The following is a 20,349-nucleotide window of genomic DNA, read 5'->3' on the forward strand; positions in this document are numbered from 1 at the left end:
AGCCTTGTGCGGGGTCCGTCGTGCGACACACGGCGCACGCTTGACTTGGAGTCCACTCCAAGCCTTAGCGTGCCGCCATGGCCGACAACAACACCTCTGACACCCCTTCGGTCGCCGTACTCGGCACCGGGATCATGGGCACGGCGATGGCCCGCAACCTCGCCCGCGCCGGGCTGGACGTCCGGGCCTGGAACCGCACCCGCGCCAAGGCCGAGCCGTTGGCCGCCGACGGGGTCCGGGTCACCGACACCCCGGGCGAGGCGGTGGACGGCGCCGACGCGGTCCTCACCATGCTGCTCGACGGCTCCGCCGTCCTCGACGCCATGCGCCGGGCAGCCCCCGACCTCGCGCCCGGTGCCCTCTGGCTCCAGATGAGCACCGTCGGGCCCGAGGCACTCGAACCGCTCGTCCGCTTCGCCGCCGAACGGGACCTGCGGATCGTGGACGCCCCCGTACTGGGCACCAAGGAGCCCGCCGAGAAAGGGAAGTTGATCGTCCTCGCCGCCGGGGACCCGGACCTGCGCGAACGCGCCGGGCGGTATTTCGACATCGTCGGCGGCCGCACCCAGTGGGTCGGTGACGACGCCGCGGGCGGGGCCGCCAGTCGACTCAAACTCGTCGTCAACAGCTGGGTGATGACCGTCATCAGCGGTACCGGTGAAACCCTGGGGCTCGCCAAGGGGCTGGGCGTCGACCCGCGGGAATTCCTGGACGCGGTCGCCGGCGGCTCGCTCGACATGCCGTATCTGCGGATGAAGTCGGAGCTGATCCTGACCGGTGACCTCGCGCCCAGCTTCACGGTCTCCGCGGCGCGCAAGGACATCCGGCTGATCACCGAGGCCGCCGAGGCGGCCGGCGTCCACACGGACCTGGCGGCCGCCGCCGGGGAGCGGTTCCGCCGCGCCGAGAAGCAGGGCCACGGCGGCGAGGACGGCGCGGCGGCGTACTTCGCCAGTTTCGACGACTGACCGGCCGTCGGCGGCAGCACGAGGGCCCGCCCGGTCGTCCTGACCGGGCGGGCCCTCGTGGTGACTGCTGCGCGGCGGCCGTCGGCCGCCGGCGGTGCCTCAGATCGTGCGGAAGGCGAGGACCACGTTGTGGCCGCCGAAGCCGAACGAGTCGTTCAGCGCCGCGATCCGGCCCTCGGCCGGCAGTGCGCGGGTCTCGTCGCGGACGATGTCCGCTTCCACCTCGGGGTCGAGGTTCTCGACGTTGATGGTCGGCGGGGCCGTCCGGTGGTACAGCGCCAGGATGGTGGCGACCGTCTCCACGCCGCCCGCGCCGCCCAGGAGGTGGCCGGTCATCGACTTGGTGGCGGAGACCGCCATGTGCCGCACGTCGTCGCCGAAGACCTTGTGCAGCGCCTTCAGCTCCGCCAGGTCGCCCTGCGGTGTCGAGGTGGCGTGCGCGTTGACGTGCACGATCTCGGACGGGTCGAGGTCGCTGTTGTCGAGGAGGTTCTGCAGCGCGTGCGCGATGCCGTTGCCGGACGGCTCCGGCTGCACGATGTCGTGGCTGTCGGCGGAGATGCCCTGGCCGACCGCCTCGGCGTAGACCCGCGCGCCGCGCTTGGCGGCGTGCTCGGCCGACTCCAGGACGATCACGCCGGCGCCCTCACCGAGGACGAAGCCGTTGCGCTCGGTGTCGAACGGACGGGAGGCGCCCTGCGGGTCCTCGTTGTTCTTCGACATCGCCATCATGTTGCCGAACGCGGCGATCGGCAGCGGGTGGATGGCCGCCTCCGTGCCGCCCGCGACGACGATGTCGGCGCGGCCCGTACGGATCATCTCGATGGCGTAGCCGATGGCCTCGGAGCCGGAGGCGCAGGCGCTCACCGGGGTGTGCACACCGGCGCGGGCGTTGACGTCCAGGCCGACGTTGGCCGACGGGCCGTTGGGCATCAGCATCGGGACGGTGTGCGGGGAGACCCGCCGGACGCCCTTCTCGCGAAGGACGTCGTACTGGCCCAGGAGCGTGGTCACGCCGCCGATGCCGGAGGCGATGACGGTGCCCAGGCGGTCGGGGTTGACCGAACCCGCCGGCCCGGCGGCGGTGTCCGGCTCGCCGGCCTTGGCCGTGAAGCCGGCGTCCGCCCATGCCTCACGGGCCGCGATCAGCGCGAACTGCGCCGAGCGGTCCAGTCGGCGGGCCTGCGGACGGGGCAGGATCTCGCCGGGGTCCACCGCCGCCTGCGCGGCGATCTTGACCGGCAGGTCGGCTGCCCATTCCTGCTCCAGGGGGCTTACGCCGGACCGGCCGGCGAGCATGCCCTCCCAGGTCGAAGCGCTGTCGCCACCCAGCGGTGTGGTTGCGCCGATACCGGTGACGACCACGGTGCGATTGGTCGCGTTCACGGGAATTCTTACTCCACGGGTAGAGGTGTCTGAATCGACGGCGCCACCGCGGGGTGGCGACATGCGCTGCGCCAGATCAGGACTGGTGCTTGAGGATGTAGTCGGTCGCGTCGCCGACGGTCTTGAGGTTCTTGACGTCGTCGTCCGGGATCTTCACGTCGAAGCGCTCTTCGGCGGCGACGACGACCTCGACCATGGACAGCGAGTCGACGTCCAGGTCGTCGGTGAAGGACTTGTCCACCTTGACGTCCTCGGTGGGGATACCGGCGATCTCGTTGACGATCTCAGCGAGACCGTCGACGATCTCTTCCTTCGTGGCGGCCATGATGGCGCTCCTTCGTATAGCGGGAAACTGCTTGATCTGACAGTGAAGCGGTGAAGGCCCGCGCAGTGGCCGGCACGTCGTGCTCGGTGCCGGACTGCGCAGATCTTGCCTAGGGGAGAGTAACGACCGTCGCGGCGTACACGAGACCCGCCCCGAAGCCGATGACCAGCGCGGTGTCCCCGCTCTTGGCCTGCCCGGTCGCCAACAGCCGCTCCATGGCGAGCGGAATCGAGGCGGCCGAGGTGTTGCCGGTGGTCTCCACGTCACGGGCGACCGTGACGCTCTCCGGCAGCTTCAGAGTCTTCACCATCGAGTCGATGATCCGCATGTTGGCCTGGTGCGGAATGAAGACGTCCAGGTCGTCCGGGCTGACTCCGGCCGCGTCCAGCGCCTGCTGGGCGACCTTCGCCATCTCGAACACCGCCCACCGGAAGACCGCCTGGCCCTCCTGGGTGATCGCGGGGTAGCGGATCGCCTCGGGCGTGGGACGCTCCTCGGGCCCGTCGCCGCCGGGCTTCGGGGTGGTGCGGTACACGTCCCAGGAGAGGGTCTGCTTGATGGTCTCGGACTTGTCGCCCTCCGAGCCCCACACCGTCGGGCCGATCGCCGGCTCCTTGGCCGGGCCGACGATGACCGCGCCGGCGCCGTCGCCGAACAGGAAGGCCGTCGCGCGGTCCTCAAGGTCCGTCAGGTCCGAGAGCCGCTCGACGCCGATCACCAGGACGTACTCCGCCGAGCCCTCGACGACCATTCCCTTGGCCAGGGTCAGTCCGTAGCCGAAGCCGGCGCACCCCGCGGAGATGTCGAACGCGGCCGGCTTGCCCGCGCCGACGAGGTGCGCGATCTCGGTCGCGATGGCCGGGGTCTGCTTGAAGTGCGAGACGGTGGAGACGACCACCGCGCCGATCTGCTCGGGCGCGATCCCGGCGTCGGCGATGGCCTTGCCGGACGCCTCGACCGCCATGGTCGCCACGCTCTCGTCCGGGCCCGCCCAGTGGCGCGTGGCGATGCCCGACCGGGAGCGGATCCACTCGTCGGACGAGTCGATGTGCTTGAGGATCTCCTCGTTGGGCACGACACGGGTCGGGCGGTAGCCGCCGACGCCCATGATCCGCGCGTACGGGGCGCCCTTGGAGGGCTTGATCTTCGAGGTCATGCGCTACGACTCCTATTCGGCCGATGCTGCGGGGGCGGCGTCCGCTGCGGTGGCGATCAGCTCACGGGCCGCGTCGAGGTCGTCGGGCGTCTTCAGGGCGAGCGTCTTCACCCCGGGCAGGGCGCGCTTGGCCAGACCCGTGAGGGTGCCGCCGGGCGCGGCCTCGACGAGCGCGGTGACCCCGAGCTCCTTGAAGGTCTCCATGCACAGGTCCCAGCGCACGGGGTTGGCCACCTGGCCGACCATCCGCCGCACCAGGCCCTGGCCGGAAGTGACCACCTGGCCGTCCCTGTTGGAGACGTAACGGGTGCGCGGGTCGGCCGGGGACAGCTCGGTGACCGCGGCTTCCAGGGCCGAGACGGCAGGTGCCATGTGGTGAGTATGGAACGCGCCGGCCACCTTCAGCGGCACGACCCGTCGGGTGCCCTCCGGCTTATCGGCGACCAGCGCGGCGATCTGCTCGGCGGTGCCCGCGGCGACGATCTGCCCGGCGCCGTTCACGTTCGCCGGGGTCAGGCCGAGCTTCTCCAGGTGCGGCAGGACGACGTCCTCGGCGCCGCCCAGCAGCGCGGCCATACCGGTCTCGGTGACGGCGGCGGCCTCGGCCATCGCCAGCCCGCGACGGCGCACCAGGGCCATCGCCTCGGCGTCCGTGAGGGTGCCGGTCAGGGCCGCGGCGGCGAGCTCACCGACGCTGTGGCCGGCCGCCGCGCCGACCTGTCCGGCGAGCGCCTCGGGCGTCGGGAACAGCTGCCGCGCGGAGATCAGGGCCGACGCCACCAGCAGGGGCTGCGCCACCGCGGTGTCGCGGATCTCGTCTTCGGTTGCCTTGGTGCCGTAGTGGACGAGGTCCAAGTCGATGGCCTCGGACCATTCGCGGAGCCGGTCCTCGACTTCGGGGAGGTCGAGCCAGGGGATCAGGAAGCCGGGCGTCTGAGCGCCTTGGCCGGGAGCGACGAGTACGAGCACCCTCACACTCTCTCTTGTGGGAGGTCCCGCCCGCCCGTGGGGACAGGGACGAAGAACCATCGGGGGAATTGTTGGTGTTCGACAAAGTCTAGGGTTGCGCCTCGCCGCCAGCGAGACGCCCCAGAATCAGGGCGATACGCAGCGTGAATGCGGAGCGCACATCGGACGGTGACCAGCCGGTGACGTCCGTCACACGACGGAGCCGATAGCGCACGGTGTTGGGGTGGACGAACAGCATCCGGGCGGCGCCCTCCAGACTGCTCGCCTGCTCCAGATAGACGCTCAGCGTCTCCAGTAGCGCCGACCCCGCTTCTTCGAGCGGTCTGTAGATCTCCTCCACCAGCTGCTCCCGCGCGACCGGGTCCGAGGCCATCGCGCGCTCCGGCAGCAGGTCGTCCGCGAGCACCGGCCGGGGGGCGTCCGGCCAGGCCGCGCAGGCCCGCAGGCCGGCCGCCGCGGCCTGCGCCGAGCGGGTCGCGGCGAGCAGGTCGGAGACGACCGGGCCGGCCACCACGGGACCGGCGGCGAACGGCCCGATCAGCGCCTTGGCGGCCTTGAGCGGATTGTCCGAACCGCCCGCGATCACCACCAGCCGGCTGCCCAGCACGCCGGTCAGCACCTGGAGCTTGGCGTGCCGGGCGGCCCGCCGGATCGCCTCGACGGTCAGCTCGCTGTCGCCGTCCGGGGCGGTGCCCAGCACCACGCACACATGCTCCGGCGCGTTCCAGCCGAGGGCCGCGGCCCGGGAGACCGCGCCCTCGTCGGCCTCCCCCGAGAGCACCGCGTTGACCACCAGGGACTCCAGGCGGGCGTCCCAGGCGCCGCGCGCCTCGGCGGCCTGCGCGTAGACCTGGGCGGTGGCGAAGGCGATCTCCCGGGCGTAGACCAGGAGCGCCTCGCGCAGCACGGACTCGTCGCCCGGTGCCGCGACGTCGTCGATCGCGGACTCCATCACCTCGATCGTGGTGCGGACCATCTCCACCGTCTGCCGCAGGGTGATCGCCCGGGTCAGCTCGCGCGGCGCCGTACCGAAGACGTCGGTGCTGATCGCCTGCGGTGTCTCCGGGTGCCGGAACCACTCGGTGAACGCGGCGATGCCGGCCTGCGCCACCAGGCCGATCCAGGAACGGTTCTCCGGAGGCATCGCGCGGTACCACGGCAGCGTGGCGTCCATGCGGGAGATCGCCGCGGCGGCCAGCTTGCCGGAGGAGTTCTCCAGCCGCCGGAGGGTCGCGGAGTGCGGGTGCGCGTCGCGCGATGCGGGTTCAGACACGGGACCAAGCCTGCCCTATCGGGATGAGGGGGTGGAGCGGTGGGGCTACGGTGGCCCGATGATTCAGGTGCGCAGGGGCGAGGAACGCTATCGGGGCGGCGACGCGGACGCCGGGATCGAGTCGCGGCACGCGTTCTCCTTCGGGCCCCACTTCGACCCGGACAACCTGCGCTTCGGCGCGCTGGTCGCCTGCAACGAGGAGCGCCTGGTGCCCGGCGCCGGGTTCGACGAGCACCCCCACCGGGACACCGAGATCGTCACCTGGGTCGTCGAGGGCGAGTTGACCCACCGCGATTCGACCGGGCATGCCACGACCGTACGCCCCGGTGACCTGGCGCGGCTCAGCTCCGCCGGCGGCGTCCGGCACGTCGAGCGCAACGACGGCACGGCACCGCTGCGCTTCGTCCAGATGTGGCTGACGCCGCTCGCCCCCGGTGGCGAGCCGGAGTACGAGGTGGTGCGGGAGATCGCCGACGGTGTGCCGCACCGTCTGCCGCGGGCCGGCGCCGCGCTGCGGGTGTGCCGCCTCGGGGCGGGCGGGCGCACCGCCGTCCCGGATGCCGCGCGGGTCTACGTCCATGTCGTACGGGGCGAGGTGCGGCTGGGGGCCGAGCACCTGGTGGCCGGGGACGCGGCGCGGATCGGTGAGGAGCACGGGCTGGAGCTGGTGGCGCCGGAGGGGGCCGAGTGCCTGGTGTGGGAGATGGGGACGGAGCCGGTGTACGGGTGAGCCCGCGCGCCGGCTCCGGGCACCGGTGGTCGGCAGCCGGGACTCAGCGCCGCCCGGCCAGCTCGGCCAGGACCGCGTCGGTCAGCACCGGCCACGCCTCGACGGCCCACGGGCCGAAGTCCCGGTCGGTCAGCGCGACACAGGCCGCCCCGACCGCCGGGTCCACCCACAGGAACGTCCCGGACTGCCCGAAGTGACCGAACGTGCCCGGCGAGGAGGCCGCGCCCGTCCAGTGCGGCGCCTTGCCGTCTCGGATCTCGAAGCCCAGCCCCCAGTCGTTGGGCTTCTGGTGGCCGTAGCCCGGCAGCACCCCGGCCAGGCCCGGGAAGACCACCCGCGTCGCCTCGGCGAGGGTCTGCGACGCCAGCAGCCGCGGCGCCTGGAGTTCGGCCGCGAAGCGGATCAGGTCCGCGACGGTGGAGACGCCGTCCTTGGCCGGCGAGCCGGCCAGCTCGGTCGACGTCATCCCCAGCGGGGCCAGCACCGCCTCGTGCAGATACTGCGGGAACGGGATGTCGGTGGCCTTGGCGAGGTGGTCGCCGAGCACCTCGAAGCCGGCGTTGGAGTAGATCCGGCGGGTGCCCGGGGCGGCCATCGGGCGCGCCTCGTCGAACGCCAGGCCCGAGGTGTGGGCGAGCAGATGACGGACCGTCGACCCCTCCGGGCCGGCCGGCTCGTCCAGCTCGACGGCGCCCTCCTCGATGGCGACCAGCGCGGCGTAGGCGGCCAGCGGCTTGGTGACGGACGCCAGCGGGAAGCGGTGCTCCAGCGGGCCGTACGATCCGGCGACCGAGCCGTCGGCGCGTACGACGGCGGCCGCGGCGGTGGGCACCGGCCAGTTCTCGATCATCCCCAGGCTCTGCATGGCCCCGAGCCTACGGGGTGTCCCTGGGCCTTCAAATTCCGGTCAAGACCGCCCGCGGCCGGTGCTTGCTTGGAGTGCACTCCAACTCTCTAGCGTTGAGGAAGTCGGCAGGCGCCCGGCGGAACGACCGGCGGCGCGATGACATCCCGGGCGCGTGCCCGGGAAGCGAGTGGGGGAAGACACGGCATGACGGTGACGCAGAGCGAAACGGTGACCGGCGGCACGGTCGTGGAGGGACTGCCGAGGGTGGTGCGCACCCGGCCGCGGCCGGCCACGCCCGCGGGCTGCGCGACCCCGCGCGCCCCCCACCCGCGGCCGGCCGGCCAGGACCGGTACACGATCAGCGAGGTGGCCGAGCACACCGGCCTCAGCGCCCACACCCTGCGCTGGTACGAGCGGATCGGCCTGATGCCGCACGTGGACCGGACGCACACCGGTCAGCGGCGCTTCACCAACCGCGATCTGGACTGGCTGGACCTGGTCTCCAGGCTGCGGCTGACCGGCATGCCGGTGGCGGACATGGTCCGGTACGCGGAGTTGGTGCGGGAGGGCGAGAGCACCTTCCCCGAGCGTGAGGAACTGCTCACCCGGCACCGCGAGGACGTGCGGCAGCGGATCGCCGACCTGCAGAGCACGCTGGCCGTTCTCGACTACAAGATCGATATCTACGCCGACGCCCGACGGGCGTCCGAGAGGTGCTGAATTCCATGGCGAACGACACGAAGATCGGCACCGTCCAGCTGGGCACCGGCGGCCCGCTGGTCGGGGTCCAGGGCCTGGGCTGCATGGGGATGAGCTGGGCCTACGGCCCCACCGAGGACGTCGGTGAGGCGCGGGCCACCCTGGAGCGCGCCCTGGAACTGGGCATCACGCTCTACGACACCGCCGACGTCTACGGCGACGGGGAGAACGAGAAGTTCATCGCCCCCTTCGTCCAGGCGCACCGCGACGAGGTCGTCCTGGCCACCAAGTTCGCGCTGGGCCAGGACCCGAAGGACCCCACCAGGCGCGTCATCCGCAACGACCGCCCCTACATCCGCCAGGCCGTCGAGGCCAGCCTCCGGCGCCTCGGCGTCGAGCAGATCGACCTCTACTACATGCACCGCCGCGCCGTGGACGTCCCCATCGAGGAGACGGTCGGCGCGATGGCCGAGCTGGTCGCCGAGGGCAAGGTGAAGTACCTGGGCCTGAGCGAGGTGACCGGTTCCGAGCTCCGCGCCGCCCAGGCCGTGCATCCGATCGCCGCGGTCCAGTCCGAGTGGTCGCTCTTCAGCCGTGACTTCGAGTCGGGCGTGGTCCCGGTCGCCGCCGAACTCGGCGTCGCCCTCGTCCCGTACTCGCCGCTCGGTCGCGGCTTCCTGACCGGCTCCTTCGTCCACGCCGACACGGAGCTGGCCGCCGACGACTTCCGCCGCCAGCAGCCCCGCTTCACCGGCGACAACGCGGCGGCCAACGCGGCCCTCCTGGAGCCGGTCCGCACGGTCGCCGACGCGCACGGCGCGACGCTCGGCCAGATCGCGCTCGCCTGGGTGCAGCAGCAGGCCGACGCGCGCGGGCTGGCGGTCGTCCCGATCCCCGGCACCCGCAGGCGCGGCCGGGTCGAGGAGAACGTCGGCGCGACCCGGATCCGGCTGGCCGCGGAGGAACTGGCGCTGCTGGAGCCGATCGCGGGCAAGGTGGCCGGCGACCGCTACGCCGACATGCGGTTCACCTCGGCCGGGCGGGAGTAGCCGCCGGCCGGCGGAGGCGCCGCGGGGCGCCGGGGCAGGTGTCGTCCACCCGCCGTGGCGCCCCGGTGCCCGCACCGGCTACGCATAGCCCAGCGCGAAGGCCGCGAAGGCCGCCGCCAGCACCGCGGCACTCGTCCGCAGGGTCCGCCCGACGCCCGCCCAGGGCGCCTCGAAGCGGCGGGTGACCGCCCCGATGAGGACCAGCAGGACGGCGAGGACCGGCATCCAGGCCAGCCGCTCCGGGATCCAGGCGACCGCGTCCGGCGCGGTGGTCAGACCCGGTACGGCGCCCGCGAAGGACGCCGGCACGGCCGCCGCGAACATCGCCGTCTGGTGCCAGCACAGGATCGTCATCGCGGACAGGTTGATCACGACCACCGGCGACCACAGGGCGGGCCGCCGCAGCAGCCCGGCCAGCCTGTCCCGGAGCAGCACCGCCGCCCCGGACTGGGCCGCGGCCAGCGCCAGGACCAGCAGCGACGGCGGATGGGAGTTGGTGCGGTCCTGGCCGGGGACGCCCACCATGCTCGCCGGGTAGTGGAAGAACACCAGCAGCGCGGCGAACAGCGCGGTGCCGCCCAGCAGCAGGCCCCAGGCGGCGCGCCGGCCGAGCCGCCGTTCGCCCCAGCAGACGCCGAGTTGGTAGGCGAACAGCCAGCCGGGCAGCAGGTTGAGCAGGCTCAGCCAGGACGGCATGGCCGCGGCGAACGGCCCGTAGCGCAGGAAGTCCACGGCGGCGACCGACGCCAGCAGCGGCGCCGCGCTCCACAGGCCCAGGCGCCGCGCGGCGGCGGTGCAGTACGGGGTGAGCGCGGTGACCACCGCGTAGATGCCGACGAACCACAGCGGTTGGATGACCAGCGTCGCCCCCGTGCGCAGCGTCGCGGTGGGCACGCCCAGACCGTGCAGCAGCGGGATCAGCGTGGCCCAGACGGCGGTCACGCCCAGCACCGGGCGGCCCAGGCGGGCGATCCGGCCGCCCAGCCACCGGGTGGTCGAGCCGCCCCGCGCGGCGGTCCGCCGCAGGGACAGCACCGAGGCGTGGCCGCCCACCAGGAAGAAGATGCCGAGCATCTGCAGCAGCCAGCTCGCCGGGGCGAGGAAGCCGAGCGCGGTCAGCGGGCTGGCGTTGTGCAGCGCGCCGTCGGCGTCCCGGGTGAAGCCGCCGAGCAGCCAGTGCCCGGTGGGGACGGCGAGCAGGGCGAGGGCGCGCAGTCCGTCGATGGCCCGGTCGCGGTCGGCCGGGGTGCGGGCGTCGACGGCGCGCACGGCGGCGCCGGCCCTGGCACGGACGGCGCGGAGGGCGCGGACCGGGGCAGTGGGGCCGGCGGCCCGTCCGGCGGGCGGCCGGTGCGCGGTGGCGGTGGGACCGGTGCGGGTGGGGTGGTTCTTGACGGTCATGTGAGAGAGGTCCTTCGGGCGACGACGGGAAGGTGACGACACGACCTAGCGCACGTCGGCGTAGCGCCCCAGCGTGATCGCGGCGAAGTTGCGGAGGGAGTCGGTGCCGGGGGCGAGGTAGCCGGTGTGGCCCTGGGCGCGCTCGGCGGGCACCCGGCGGGCGCCGAACGCCGGATCGGTGGGGTCAGTGCCGTGCCCCAGGCCGAACAGCTCGACGTTCGGGACGTCGCCGATCCAGTCCGAGGCGTCCCGCGCCGCCCAGACCCGGGCCGTGGTGTGCAGCTCCGCGGTGCTGTCCCGGCGCATCCCGGGGGAGCCGAAGACGACGAGGTCGGCGAGCTGGCCGCGGCCGGTGTGCGGGACGGCGAGTCCGCAGACCACCGACCCGTAGCTGTGGCACAGCACGGCCGGGGCGGGGGTCCCGGTGGCGGCCAGGCCGGCGAGGAAGCGGGTCAGCCGGGGCGCGCCGGCCTCGGCGAGCCGGCCGGTGACGGCGTCCGGGCCGAGGCCGACCGGGGTGGTGTACCCGACCCAGGCGATCACCGCCGTCCGGATGCCGGGCGCCTCGGCGGCCATCTGCCGGCGCAGCGAGGCGGCCATCCCGGTCGGCGTGCCGTACGGGTCGGTGGCGCGGTCGAACGTGGTCAGGTCGATGTCCGAGCCCGGCACGATCACCGCGACGCGCTGCGCGGTCGCCAAGTCGCCGTGTACTTCCGCCACTTGGCCGCGTCCGCGCGGGTCGAAGGCGAGGATCCGGCGGCCGGGCGCGAGCAGCGCGGTGTAGCGCTCGGCCGTCTTCCTGGCCTGCCGGTGGTCCTGGAGGGTGCCCGCCGGGTCGGTGGCGCGGGCCAGCTCGCGGTCCCGTTCCGCGCGCAGGGCGCGGGCGTTGGCCTCGTACCGCAGGGCGACCGGTGCGCCGTCGAGGTTGCCGACGGTCAGCGGGTGCCGGGCGGCGAGCGCCTGCCGCTGGGCGTCGGTCAGGCCGGCGAAGAACCGGGCGACGTCGGCGGGGGAGGCGCTCGCCGGATCCGGCAGGCGCACCCCGAGCGCGTGGTCGGCGCGCCAGGCGGCGGCGCCGGGGGCCGGGCCGGTGACCGCGGTCTGCGCGGAACCGGCCGCCCAGCCGCCGGTCCCCGCGACGACGGCCAGCGCGAGGACGGCGGCGGCGAGCGTCCGCTTGCCGCGTCGGGCGGCGTTCCGCAGCACGGTCATGGTGGTCTCTCCCTCTTCCAGCGGTGTGGCGGAGGGAAAGGTAGAAAGCCGGTGCGTGACGCGGCGTCACACCGCGGAGCCAACTCCCGGGTGATACCGGGGTAGGGGGTCCCGACCGGCGGTCGTACCCCGGGAGGAGGAGCCGGGGGTTGCCCCCTCAGGGAGGGTGGGGCTACCCCGAAGACCGGGTGGGGACAACCCGAAACGGCGGTATCCGCTCACCGCTCGCCGGGTGAGACCAGCCCCGACTCATAGGCGAAGATCACCGCCTGGGCGCGGTCGCGCAGCTCCAACTTGGCCAGCACCCGGCCGATATGGGTCTTCACGGTCTGCTCGGCGAGGATCAGCCGCTCGGCGATCTCCTGATTGGACAGACCGCGGGCGATCAGCTCCAGCACCTCCGTCTCGCGCGGGGTGAGGCCGTTGAGCCGCAGCGCGGTGCGGTCCGTACGGGGCGCCGGCCGCTGGCGGGCGAAGTCGGCGATCAGCCGGCGGGTCACCGACGGCGCGAGCAGCGCTTCCCCGGCCGCCACCACCCGGACCGCGGAGATCAGGTCGGCCGGCGGCGCGTCCTTGAGCAGGAAACCGGACGCGCCCGCCCGCAGCGCCTCGTAGACGTAGTCGTCGACGTCGAAGGTGGTCAGCATCAGCACCTTCGGGCGGTGGGTGACCCCGATCGGCGGGTGGAGCAGCTGACGCGCCGCCTCCAGCCCGTCCATCTCCGGCATCCGGACGTCCATCAGCACCACGTCGGGGTGCACCTGCCGGCTCAGCCGGACGCCCTCGGCGCCGTCCGCAGCGTCGCCCACCACGTCGATGTCGCTCTGCGCGGCGAGCAGCGCGGCGAAACCCGCCCGCACCATGGCCTGGTCGTCGACGATGATCACGCGGGTCGTCATGGGGCGTCGGAGTCCTTCGTGGAGAGGGGGTCGGGCGGGGTGCGCGGTGCGGAGAGCGGGAGTTGGGCGGCGACCCGGAAGCCGCCGTCGGGCAGCGGGCCGGTGTCCAGCGTGCCATCCACCAGGCGCACCCGCTCCCGCATTCCCACCAGGCCGTGCCCGGTGCCGCTGGTCTCCAGCGGCGCGGACACCGGCGGGGCCGGCGGCTCGTTGACCACCAGCACCGTCAGCCGCGCGCGGTCGGCGGTCACCGTCACCGACACCCGCGTCGATGCGCCCGGAGCGTGCCGCACCACGTTGGCCAGCGCCTCCTGGACGATGCGGTACGCCGACAGGTCCACCGCCGGTTCGAGCGCCACCGGCTCCTCGGGCAGCACCAACTCGACCGGCACACCGGCCCGTACGGTCGCCTCGACCAGCTTCGGCAGCTGGCCGATCCCGGGCTGCGGGGCCTTCTCCGGGGCGTCCTGCCGCTCGGTCTCCTCGCTGCGCAGCACCCCGAGCAGACGGCGCATCTCGGCCAGCGACTCGCGGGCGCTCGCCGCGATCGCCCCGAACTCCTCCTGGGCCTCCCGGGGTATCCCGCTGATGCGGTACGGGGCGCTGTCGGCCTGGACCGTGATCACCGACATGTGGTGGGCGACGACGTCGTGCAGCTCGCGGGCGATGCGGGCGCGCTCCTCCAGCAGGGTGCGGCGGGCCCGCTCGGCTTCGCTGATGGTCTCCTGTTCCAGCAACTTCCGCTGGGCGTCGCCTCGTTCCCGCAGGGCGGCGCCGAGCAGCAGCACCACGCCGGACAGCACGAACATCAGCACCCAGGAGCTCTCGCTGCGGTCGGGCGCGACCGCCTCGAAGAGGATCCCCGTCACCCCGGTCGTGAGCCAGACCGCGATCAGGGTGCGCCGCCGCTCGCGCACCGACAGCGCCAGCATCAGCGCGAGATAGCCGACGATCACCGTGGGCGGCCAGGGCCACGGGCGGCCCGCGACACCGTCGACGCCGGTCAGCACCCCCGCGCACACGACGTCCGCCCCGAACATCACCCACCACGCCTGCAGCGGCCGGGTCACCGCGAGCAGCAGCGGGACGCTCTGCGCGGTCGCCAGCGCGCCGGCGAGGCTGCCGGCCATGCCGTAGTCGTTGTGGAGGACATTGACCCCCGACGGCAGCAGGGACACCGCGAACAGGAACGCCACCGCGTACGGCAGGTTGCGCACCCAGCGGCGCTGGACGCTGCCGAACAGCGGGGTGCCGGGGCGGTTCGGGGTGCCGAGTTCGGTGGCGAGCACCCGCAGCGCGGGCCGCGCGGCCCCGGCCACCCGGCGGGCGACGCGCAGCGCGGACTCGCGGGTCGGCCGGCGCCCGTCGCCGCCGGTCGGCCCGTCTTCGGGGGAGAGAGATCGTTTGGACATCGCGGGATCAATGTAAGCGGACCGCACGCGGCCGGGCGTCATACCGTGGTGCGGGCTTCGGCCCCGTACCACGGTATGACGCCCGGCGTCGGTGCGTCGGTGCGTCGGTGCCGCGGGCCGGCCGCCGGGGGAGCACCCGCCGCTCACAGCTCCGCCAGCAACTCCGCCTTCTTCGTGCTGAATTCGACGTCCGTCAGCAGTCCCGCCTCGTGCAGCTCGCCGAGGTGCCGGATCCGGTCGGCGATGTCGGCCGGGTCCCGGCCGGTGCTGCCGGCGCGCCGCACCGGTGCCCGCTCCGGCCCGTCCGGCGCGGGCTCGGCGGCCCGCACGGCCTGGAGGACGGAGGCCGCGAACGGCAGGGACTCGTGGACCGGCCCGTAGCCGAGCCCGAAGACCACCGCGGTCGGGTCCTGGTCCGCCTCGCCCGAAGGCCGCTCGGGGGCGTCCCGCTCCAGCAGCCGCAGATAGCCGTTGAGGATCTCCGGCGATCGCCACTCCACCCCGGCCAGCTCGCCGATCGCGAAGGTCTGGTCGCCGCTCTTCCACTTCGCCGACGACGCGCCCGTCCAGAACCAGCGGAAGACCACCGACCGGCCGTCGAAGGACGCCTTGCCGTCGTACGCCTTGAAGTGCAGCGGGGGCGGGGGCGCGGCCACCAGGTGCCGCTCGGCCGGTTCCTCGGCGGCGGGGCCCAGCGCCGCGCGCAGCTCGTCGGCGTAGTACGAGGCCAGCGTCTCGCGGTCGGCCGGCAGTACCAGCCGGTAGGGGTCGGCGTCCTCCCTGAGCTGTCCGTTCGCCGCCTCCATCAGGGGGTCGGCACCCTGCCGCGGCACGGCGCGCAGCACCACCGTGCCGCGCCTGCCCGCGGAGACCTCGACGGATCTCAGCGCCTCGTACGGAATGCGTCGCTCGCCGAGCGCCTGGAACAGCCTCGGCCTGCGGATCCCCCGTTCGAAGCGGATGAGTACGGAGTCCGAGTCGAACTCCCAGGCGGCGTGAAAACCGACTAGCACATCACCCATGCGGCTCATCGTATGCGGGTGGTTGCCCGCCCGTCCCCCTTCCGGACACCGGCGCTACGCGTGTCAAAAGGGCTCCCGGTCGCCCGGTCGTCACCCTTGCCCTGTTCACGTCACCCGGCGCGGGTGCGGTTCCCGCGGGTACGGCCCGTCCCCGGGCGCCGGGCCGTACCCGCGGGCGCCGGCGGTGGCGCGGCCGGCCGTCAGGCCAGGTCCGCGCTGCAGCGGGGGTCGCTGGCGGCGCAGTCCACCGACCCGAGGTCGCCCACCCCGACCAGGGCGAAGTTGTGCAGGCTCTGGGTGCCGGGCGCGAAGTAGCCGGCGTGGCCGGCCGCGCCCTGGGCGGAGAGGATCCGGGCGCCGAACGACGGATCGACCGGGTCGGCACCGTGGCCGAGCCCGCCGACCTCCAGGTACGGCACGTCCTGGATCCAGTCGTCGGCGTCCCGCATCGCCCAGACCCGGGCGTGCGTGCCCAGGCCCGACAGGTTTCCGGCCCGCATGCCGGGGCTGCCGGCCACCGCGATGTCGGTGACGTCGTCGGGGAGGTCCCGGGCCGCGACCCCGCACACCACGGACCCGTAGCTGTGGCAGAACAGCGAGACGGAGTCGGTGGACGGCAGCGCGTCCACCAGGGAGCGCAGGCGGACGGCCCCGGCCCGGGCGAGCTGCCCGGTGGCCGCCTCGACGCCCAGTCCGGACGGCGTGGTGTAGTCGGCCCAGGCGATCACCGCCGTACGGGCGCCGGGGCGGGCCGCCCGCTCGGCTTCGTACAGGGACTTCGCCATGCCCACGGGGGCGGCCGTCGCCTTGGCGGTGCGCTCGAAGGTCGAGAGGTTGGTGTCCACGCCGGGCACCACCACGGAGACCCGGTCGGCGGTGGCGAGGTCGCCGAAGACCTCCGCGGCCCGGCCGTCGCCCGCCGGGTCGAACGCCAGGATCTGGCGGCCCGGGCTCATCAGGGATTCGAGGCGGTGCATCAGCCGGCTCGCCTCCTGGCGGCCGACGGGCGTGAGCCGGTGGTCGTCCATGCGTCGCTTCTCGATCACGCGGGCGTCGTCGATCGCCATCTGGTTGGCGCGGTACCGGAGCGTGACGGGGGCGCCGCCCATGTTGCCGACGACCAGCGGGTAGCGGTGCGCCAGCTGCGCGCGCTCGGCCCGGTCGAGGGAGGCGAAGAAGGCGCGGACGGTAGCCGGTGCGGCGTCGGGGTCGGGCAGCGGCCGTCCGTGGAACGTGGCGTGCCGCCAGGCGTTCTTCGCGGTGGCCAGGGGGTTGGCGTCCTCCTTGGTGCTTCTGATGGCCGTCCAGCCCGTGATGGCGAGCATCACGAACACCACCAGCAGGGCGAGCGCGGCACGCCAGACTGTGGACTGCAGGAAACCGGAGGAGGGACCGAGGCCCGGGAAAGAAGTCACCGCGGGCCACCCTAGGAGACGCGGGAGGGTGCCCGTGGGCCCCCGTGAGCCATCTCACGTTTCGTGCAGGGTATTTGTGTCAAAACGGACACATTGCATCGTTGTTCGATGCTCGGTTGTGCAGGCCCGATCTCATTGAGGCGTGAACCGATCACGCACCGGACGGGGGGTGTTACGCCTGGTCGTGGGCGTGTTCATGCCCGGCGCGAGGGGTCCCCTTCCCCCGCCAGTCGGTCTCGATCGCCGGTCCGATGTGGTCCAGATAGGACTGGGTCACCTCGCGGATCGCCGCCACGCTGCAGTCGTGGCCCTCGCCCCACACCTTCCCGGCCACCCGCATCACGCCGCCGAACGCCGCGACCAGCACCCTCGGGCGCGGGTCGACGTCCACGTCCAGCCCCTCCCGCCGGGCGATCAACTGGGCGATCTGCTCCTCCAGTTCGGTGAAGCGCCGCAGATGCGCGGCGACCAGCGCCGGAGTCGACTCGATCATCTGGAACGTGCGCATGTACAGATCCACCGGGATCACCGACGCGATGGCGTTGCCGATCTCGTCCCAGGCGGTCAGTACCGCGCCGCGCAGGGCGGGCAGCGGCGGCTCGTCCGCCGGCCGGGCCCGAAGCTCCTCCAGGAAGCGCGCCTCGACCATGTCCTGGACGGCGAAGGTCACTTCCTGCTTGTTGCTGAAGTACCGGAAGAAGGTGCGCTGCGAGACGTCCACGGCCTCGGCGATCTCGTCGATCGTCGTGGCCTCGTAGCCCTGCTCCGTGAACAGCTCCAGCGCCGCGCGGATCAGGGCGTCGCGGGTGCGCTGCTTCTTGCGTTCGCGCAGCCCGCCGGGGGGAGTCGTCTGCGGCGTCGGGTCCGCCATCCTGCGCCGCCTTTCCGTGGAATTCTCGCTGCTCAGGATACCTGTGAGCTAAATGACAGTTACCGACTCATGAATTACTTTGTCAACTGTCAGTAGCTGACATTAGCCTCGAATCATGAGCTCTCAGACCCCGGTTGCCCACGTCGCACCGGAACTTCCCGTACCGGAGCCTCGCAAGGGGCTGCGGGGCCATCCCTGGTTGACGCTGTTCTCCGTCGCCATCGGCGTGATGATGGTGGCGCTCGACAGCACGATCGTCGCCATCGCCAACCCGGCCATCAAGCAGGATCTGGACGCGTCGCTCGCCGACGTGCAGTGGATCACCAACGGCTACATGCTCGCCCTGGCCGTCTCGCTGATCACGGCCGGCAAGCTCGGTGACCGCTTCGGCCACCGCCAGACCTTCCTGATCGGCATCACCGGCTTCGCCGTCGCCTCCGCCGCCATCGGGTTCTCCGGCCAGGTCGCGCTGGTCATCGTCTTCCGCGTGCTGCAGGGGCTGTTCGGCGCGCTGCTGATGCCCGCCGCGCTGGGCCTGCTGCGCGCCACGTTCCCCGCCGAGAAGCTGAACATGGCCCTCGGCGTCTGGGGCATGGTCATCGGTGCCTCCACCGCCGGCGGCCCGATAGTCGGCGGACTGCTGGTCGAGCACGTCAGCTGGCAGTCCGTCTTCTTCATCAACGTGCCGGTCGGCGCGCTGGCCCTGGTCCTCGGCCTGGTGATCCTCAAGGACCACCGCGCGGAGAACGCCCCCCGCTCCTTCGACATCCCCGGCATCGTGCTGCTGTCCGGCGCGATGTTCTGCCTGATCTGGCCGCTGATCAAGGCGACGGAGTGGGGCTGGGGCTCCATGACGACCTGGGGCTTCCTGATCGGCTCGGTCGTCCTCTTCGGGCTCTTCGCGGTCCTGGAGAGCCGGGTGCGCGAGCCGCTCATCCCGCTGCGGATGTTCCGCTCCGTGCCGCTGACCGCGGGCACGATCCTGATGGTCCTGATGGCCTTCGCCTTCATGGGCGGCCTGTTCTTCGTGACGTTCTACCTCCAGAACGTCCACGGCATGTCCCCCGTCGACAGCGGACTGCACCTCCTCCCGCTGACCGGCATGATGATCGTCGGCTCGCCGCTCGCCGGCGCGCTGATCACCAGGTTCGGCCCGCGCATCCCGCTGGTCGGTGGCATGGTCGTCACCGCCGTCGCGATGTACGGCATGTCCGGGCTGGACGCCGGCACCACCACCGGCCCGATGTCCGTCTGGTTCGCCCTGCTCGGCCTGGGCCTCGCGCCCGTCATGGTCGGCGCCACCGAGGTCATCGTGGGCAACGCCCCGCTGGAGCTCTCCGGCGTCGCCGGCGGTCTCCAGCAGGCCGCGATGCAGGTCGGCGGCAGCCTCGGTACCGCCGTGCTCGGCGCGGTGATGGCGTCCCGCGTCGACCATGACCTTCCGGGCAAGTGGCAGGGCGCCGGCCTCCCGCCGCTGCGGCCCGAGCAGCTCTCCATGGCGTCCGACGCCGTCTCGGCGGGCCTCGCGCCGGTGCCGAAGGGCACCCCGAAGCCGTACGCCGAGAAGATCACCGCGGTCGCCCACGACACCTTCGTCTCCGGCATGGGCCTGGCCTTCACGGTCGCCTGCGGGGTGGCGGTGCTCGCCGCCGCCGTCGCGCTCTTCACCAAGCGCGGCGAGAACGCCGAGGCTGGCGCCGGCGTCGGCCACATCTGACCGTCGTCGTACCGACGCCCGCGGCGTCACCCGGTCCGCCCCACGGCGCGCGGCCGGCCGAGACACCCCTCGGTCGGCCGCGCGCCGTCGCGCGTACGGGGGCGAACACGGGCCCGGCCCCCACCCCCCCCCCGCGTCAACCCGCCGCTCTCCTCCCGCGTCCGCCGGCAATCGCCGTACTCCAGACGGCAGTTGGCCACCGGTCCGCACGGCGTATCCCTCATCCGGATGAAGCCAGCCGGGAACCACCGCCCCCCGTCCCCGCCTCCTGGGCGAGCGGCCCGCTCGACTTCCTTGCCGCGCCCGCGAGGAACGGTTTCCGCACTCCGTCCCGGCCGCCCGCGACGCGTCAACTCCGCTTCGCGGCCCGCCGATTCACCCCCGACGGGTCATCCCCATACCTGATCCGGGTGGAGGAGCCGCCACGGCCTTGGCGGACGCCCCCGCTCCGCCGCACGCTCGATCCCGAACCCGCCGCGGGCACCCCGCCCGCAGCGGACGCCACCGCCGTGGCCCGCGCCGAGACCGCGCGGCCCGCCACGGCCACGACACGGGGGAGAGACTCCTATGCGCATCCACGCGTCCCGCACGTTCCGCAGCACCGCGCTCGTCACCGGCCTCGCTGCACTGGCCGCGGCCCTGCTCACGCCGTCCGCCCTGGGCGCCCCGACCGCCCACGGGGCCGGCGGCGGCCACGCCCGGACCGCCGCAGGCAACTGCGCGGCCGGTCAACTGTGCCTCTGGCCGGGCACGGAGTTCGGCGGCCGGCGGCAGACCTACGAGCTGTCCGGCACCGACATCGAGAGCTGCGTGACCCTCCCCAAGGGGATGACCGCCGCCTCGCTGGCCAATCGCACCGGCCGCCCGGTCACCACCTACCAGAGCGCCGTCTGCGCCGAGACCGGCGAGTTCGACACCTACCCGGGCGGCGGCAGTTGGGTGCCCCGATCCCCCTACCAGGTAAGGGCGTTCAAGCTGTGGGAGCACTGAGCCGGTCG

At 73.2% G+C, this 20,349-nt stretch carries 19 protein-coding genes; 6 read left to right on the forward strand and 13 right to left on the reverse strand.

Features of this window, described 5'->3' with window-relative positions; genetic code table 11:
* Nucleotides 1-77: 77 nt before the first annotated feature.
* On the forward strand, nucleotides 78-968 hold the full coding sequence (locus tag SNOUR_RS27085; protein WP_067351954.1) for an NAD(P)-dependent oxidoreductase: 891 nt from the start codon (nucleotides 78-80) through the stop codon (nucleotides 966-968).
* A 99-nt stretch (nucleotides 969-1,067) separates the two neighbouring features.
* Here SNOUR_RS27085 and SNOUR_RS27090 read toward each other — a convergent pair whose 3' ends face one another.
* The 5 genes from SNOUR_RS27090 to SNOUR_RS27110 form a co-directional block, all read right to left on the reverse strand.
* A complete protein-coding gene (locus SNOUR_RS27090) occupies nucleotides 1,068-2,354 on the reverse strand; it encodes a beta-ketoacyl-[acyl-carrier-protein] synthase family protein (protein ID WP_067351957.1) in 1,287 nt (428 codons plus the stop codon).
* Nucleotides 2,355-2,430: 76 nt separating this feature from the next.
* Entirely contained in the window at nucleotides 2,431-2,679 is a 249-nt protein-coding gene (locus SNOUR_RS27095) for an acyl carrier protein (RefSeq protein WP_067351959.1), read from the reverse strand.
* Nucleotides 2,680-2,788: 109 nt separating this feature from the next.
* Nucleotides 2,789-3,835, reverse strand: coding sequence for a ketoacyl-ACP synthase III (locus SNOUR_RS27100; RefSeq protein ID WP_067351961.1), 1,047 nt, complete (start codon nucleotides 3,833-3,835; stop codon nucleotides 2,789-2,791).
* A 12-nt stretch (nucleotides 3,836-3,847) separates the two neighbouring features.
* Nucleotides 3,848-4,804: an ACP S-malonyltransferase gene (locus tag SNOUR_RS27105; RefSeq protein WP_067351964.1), complete on the reverse strand. Its 957-nt coding sequence runs from the start codon at nucleotides 4,802-4,804 to the stop codon at nucleotides 3,848-3,850.
* Between the two features lie 88 nt (nucleotides 4,805-4,892).
* Nucleotides 4,893-6,077, reverse strand: a complete 1,185-nt coding sequence (locus SNOUR_RS27110; protein WP_067351966.1) for a PucR family transcriptional regulator — start codon at nucleotides 6,075-6,077, stop codon at nucleotides 4,893-4,895.
* Between the two features lie 58 nt (nucleotides 6,078-6,135).
* On the opposite strand from SNOUR_RS27110, the gene SNOUR_RS27115 reads away from it, so the two are divergent.
* Nucleotides 6,136-6,807 carry a pirin family protein gene (locus SNOUR_RS27115; RefSeq protein WP_174717900.1) on the forward strand — a complete coding sequence of 224 codons (672 nt, stop codon included), beginning with the start codon at nucleotides 6,136-6,138 and terminating at the stop codon, nucleotides 6,805-6,807.
* Nucleotides 6,808-6,850: 43 nt separating this feature from the next.
* Here the strand turns inward: SNOUR_RS27115 and SNOUR_RS27120 are convergent, their stop codons facing one another.
* Entirely contained in the window at nucleotides 6,851-7,672 is an 822-nt protein-coding gene (locus SNOUR_RS27120; RefSeq protein WP_067351970.1) for a serine hydrolase domain-containing protein, read from the reverse strand.
* 186 nt (nucleotides 7,673-7,858) lie between these two features.
* Here SNOUR_RS27120 and SNOUR_RS27125 point away from each other — a divergent pair, with 186 nt between their 5' ends.
* Entirely contained in the window at nucleotides 7,859-8,374 is a 516-nt protein-coding gene (locus tag SNOUR_RS27125) for a MerR family transcriptional regulator (protein ID WP_067351972.1), read from the forward strand.
* Nucleotides 8,375-8,379: 5 nt separating this feature from the next.
* Nucleotides 8,380-9,402, forward strand: a complete 1,023-nt coding sequence (locus SNOUR_RS27130) for an aldo/keto reductase (protein WP_067351974.1) — start codon at nucleotides 8,380-8,382, stop codon at nucleotides 9,400-9,402.
* Nucleotides 9,403-9,480: 78 nt separating this feature from the next.
* Here the strand turns inward: SNOUR_RS27130 and SNOUR_RS27135 are convergent, their stop codons facing one another.
* The 7 genes from SNOUR_RS27135 to SNOUR_RS27165 form a co-directional block, all read right to left on the reverse strand.
* The gene (locus tag SNOUR_RS27135; protein ID WP_312633856.1) at nucleotides 9,481-10,803 is read right to left on the reverse strand and encodes an acyltransferase family protein; all 1,323 of its coding nucleotides are present in this window, start codon (nucleotides 10,801-10,803) and stop codon (nucleotides 9,481-9,483) included.
* A 45-nt stretch (nucleotides 10,804-10,848) separates the two neighbouring features.
* The gene (locus SNOUR_RS27140) at nucleotides 10,849-12,015 is read right to left on the reverse strand and encodes an alpha/beta hydrolase (protein WP_067351977.1); all 1,167 of its coding nucleotides are present in this window, start codon (nucleotides 12,013-12,015) and stop codon (nucleotides 10,849-10,851) included.
* A 218-nt stretch (nucleotides 12,016-12,233) separates the two neighbouring features.
* Nucleotides 12,234-12,914, reverse strand: a complete 681-nt coding sequence (locus tag SNOUR_RS27145) for a response regulator (protein WP_067351978.1) — start codon at nucleotides 12,912-12,914, stop codon at nucleotides 12,234-12,236.
* On the reverse strand, nucleotides 12,911-14,326 hold the full coding sequence (locus SNOUR_RS27150) for a sensor histidine kinase (RefSeq protein ID WP_067351981.1): 1,416 nt from the start codon (nucleotides 14,324-14,326) through the stop codon (nucleotides 12,911-12,913). Before SNOUR_RS27150 ends, SNOUR_RS27145 begins: the two co-directional genes overlap by 4 nt.
* 143 nt (nucleotides 14,327-14,469) lie before the next feature.
* A complete protein-coding gene (locus SNOUR_RS27155) occupies nucleotides 14,470-15,348 on the reverse strand; it encodes a DUF4429 domain-containing protein (RefSeq protein WP_067351982.1) in 879 nt (292 codons plus the stop codon).
* A 200-nt stretch (nucleotides 15,349-15,548) separates the two neighbouring features.
* On the reverse strand, nucleotides 15,549-16,763 hold the full coding sequence (locus tag SNOUR_RS27160; protein WP_067351984.1) for an alpha/beta hydrolase: 1,215 nt from the start codon (nucleotides 16,761-16,763) through the stop codon (nucleotides 15,549-15,551).
* Nucleotides 16,764-16,935: 172 nt separating this feature from the next.
* Nucleotides 16,936-17,634 carry a TetR family transcriptional regulator gene (locus tag SNOUR_RS27165; protein ID WP_067351987.1) on the reverse strand — a complete coding sequence of 233 codons (699 nt, stop codon included), beginning with the start codon at nucleotides 17,632-17,634 and terminating at the stop codon, nucleotides 16,936-16,938.
* Between the two features lie 115 nt (nucleotides 17,635-17,749).
* Between SNOUR_RS27165 and SNOUR_RS27170 the strand changes: the two genes are divergently transcribed.
* Nucleotides 17,750-19,351 (forward strand): MFS transporter, encoded by a 1,602-nt coding sequence (locus tag SNOUR_RS27170; protein ID WP_067351990.1) that lies wholly within the window; start codon nucleotides 17,750-17,752, stop codon nucleotides 19,349-19,351.
* Between the two features lie 567 nt (nucleotides 19,352-19,918).
* Complete coding sequence (locus SNOUR_RS27175; protein WP_067351993.1) at nucleotides 19,919-20,341, forward strand: peptidase inhibitor family I36 protein; 423 nt, start codon at nucleotides 19,919-19,921, stop codon at nucleotides 20,339-20,341.
* Nucleotides 20,342-20,349 lie beyond the last annotated feature (8 nt).

It is taken from the genome of Streptomyces noursei ATCC 11455 (assembly GCF_001704275.1).
In the GTDB taxonomy this organism is placed as follows: domain Bacteria; phylum Actinomycetota; class Actinomycetes; order Streptomycetales; family Streptomycetaceae; genus Streptomyces; species Streptomyces noursei.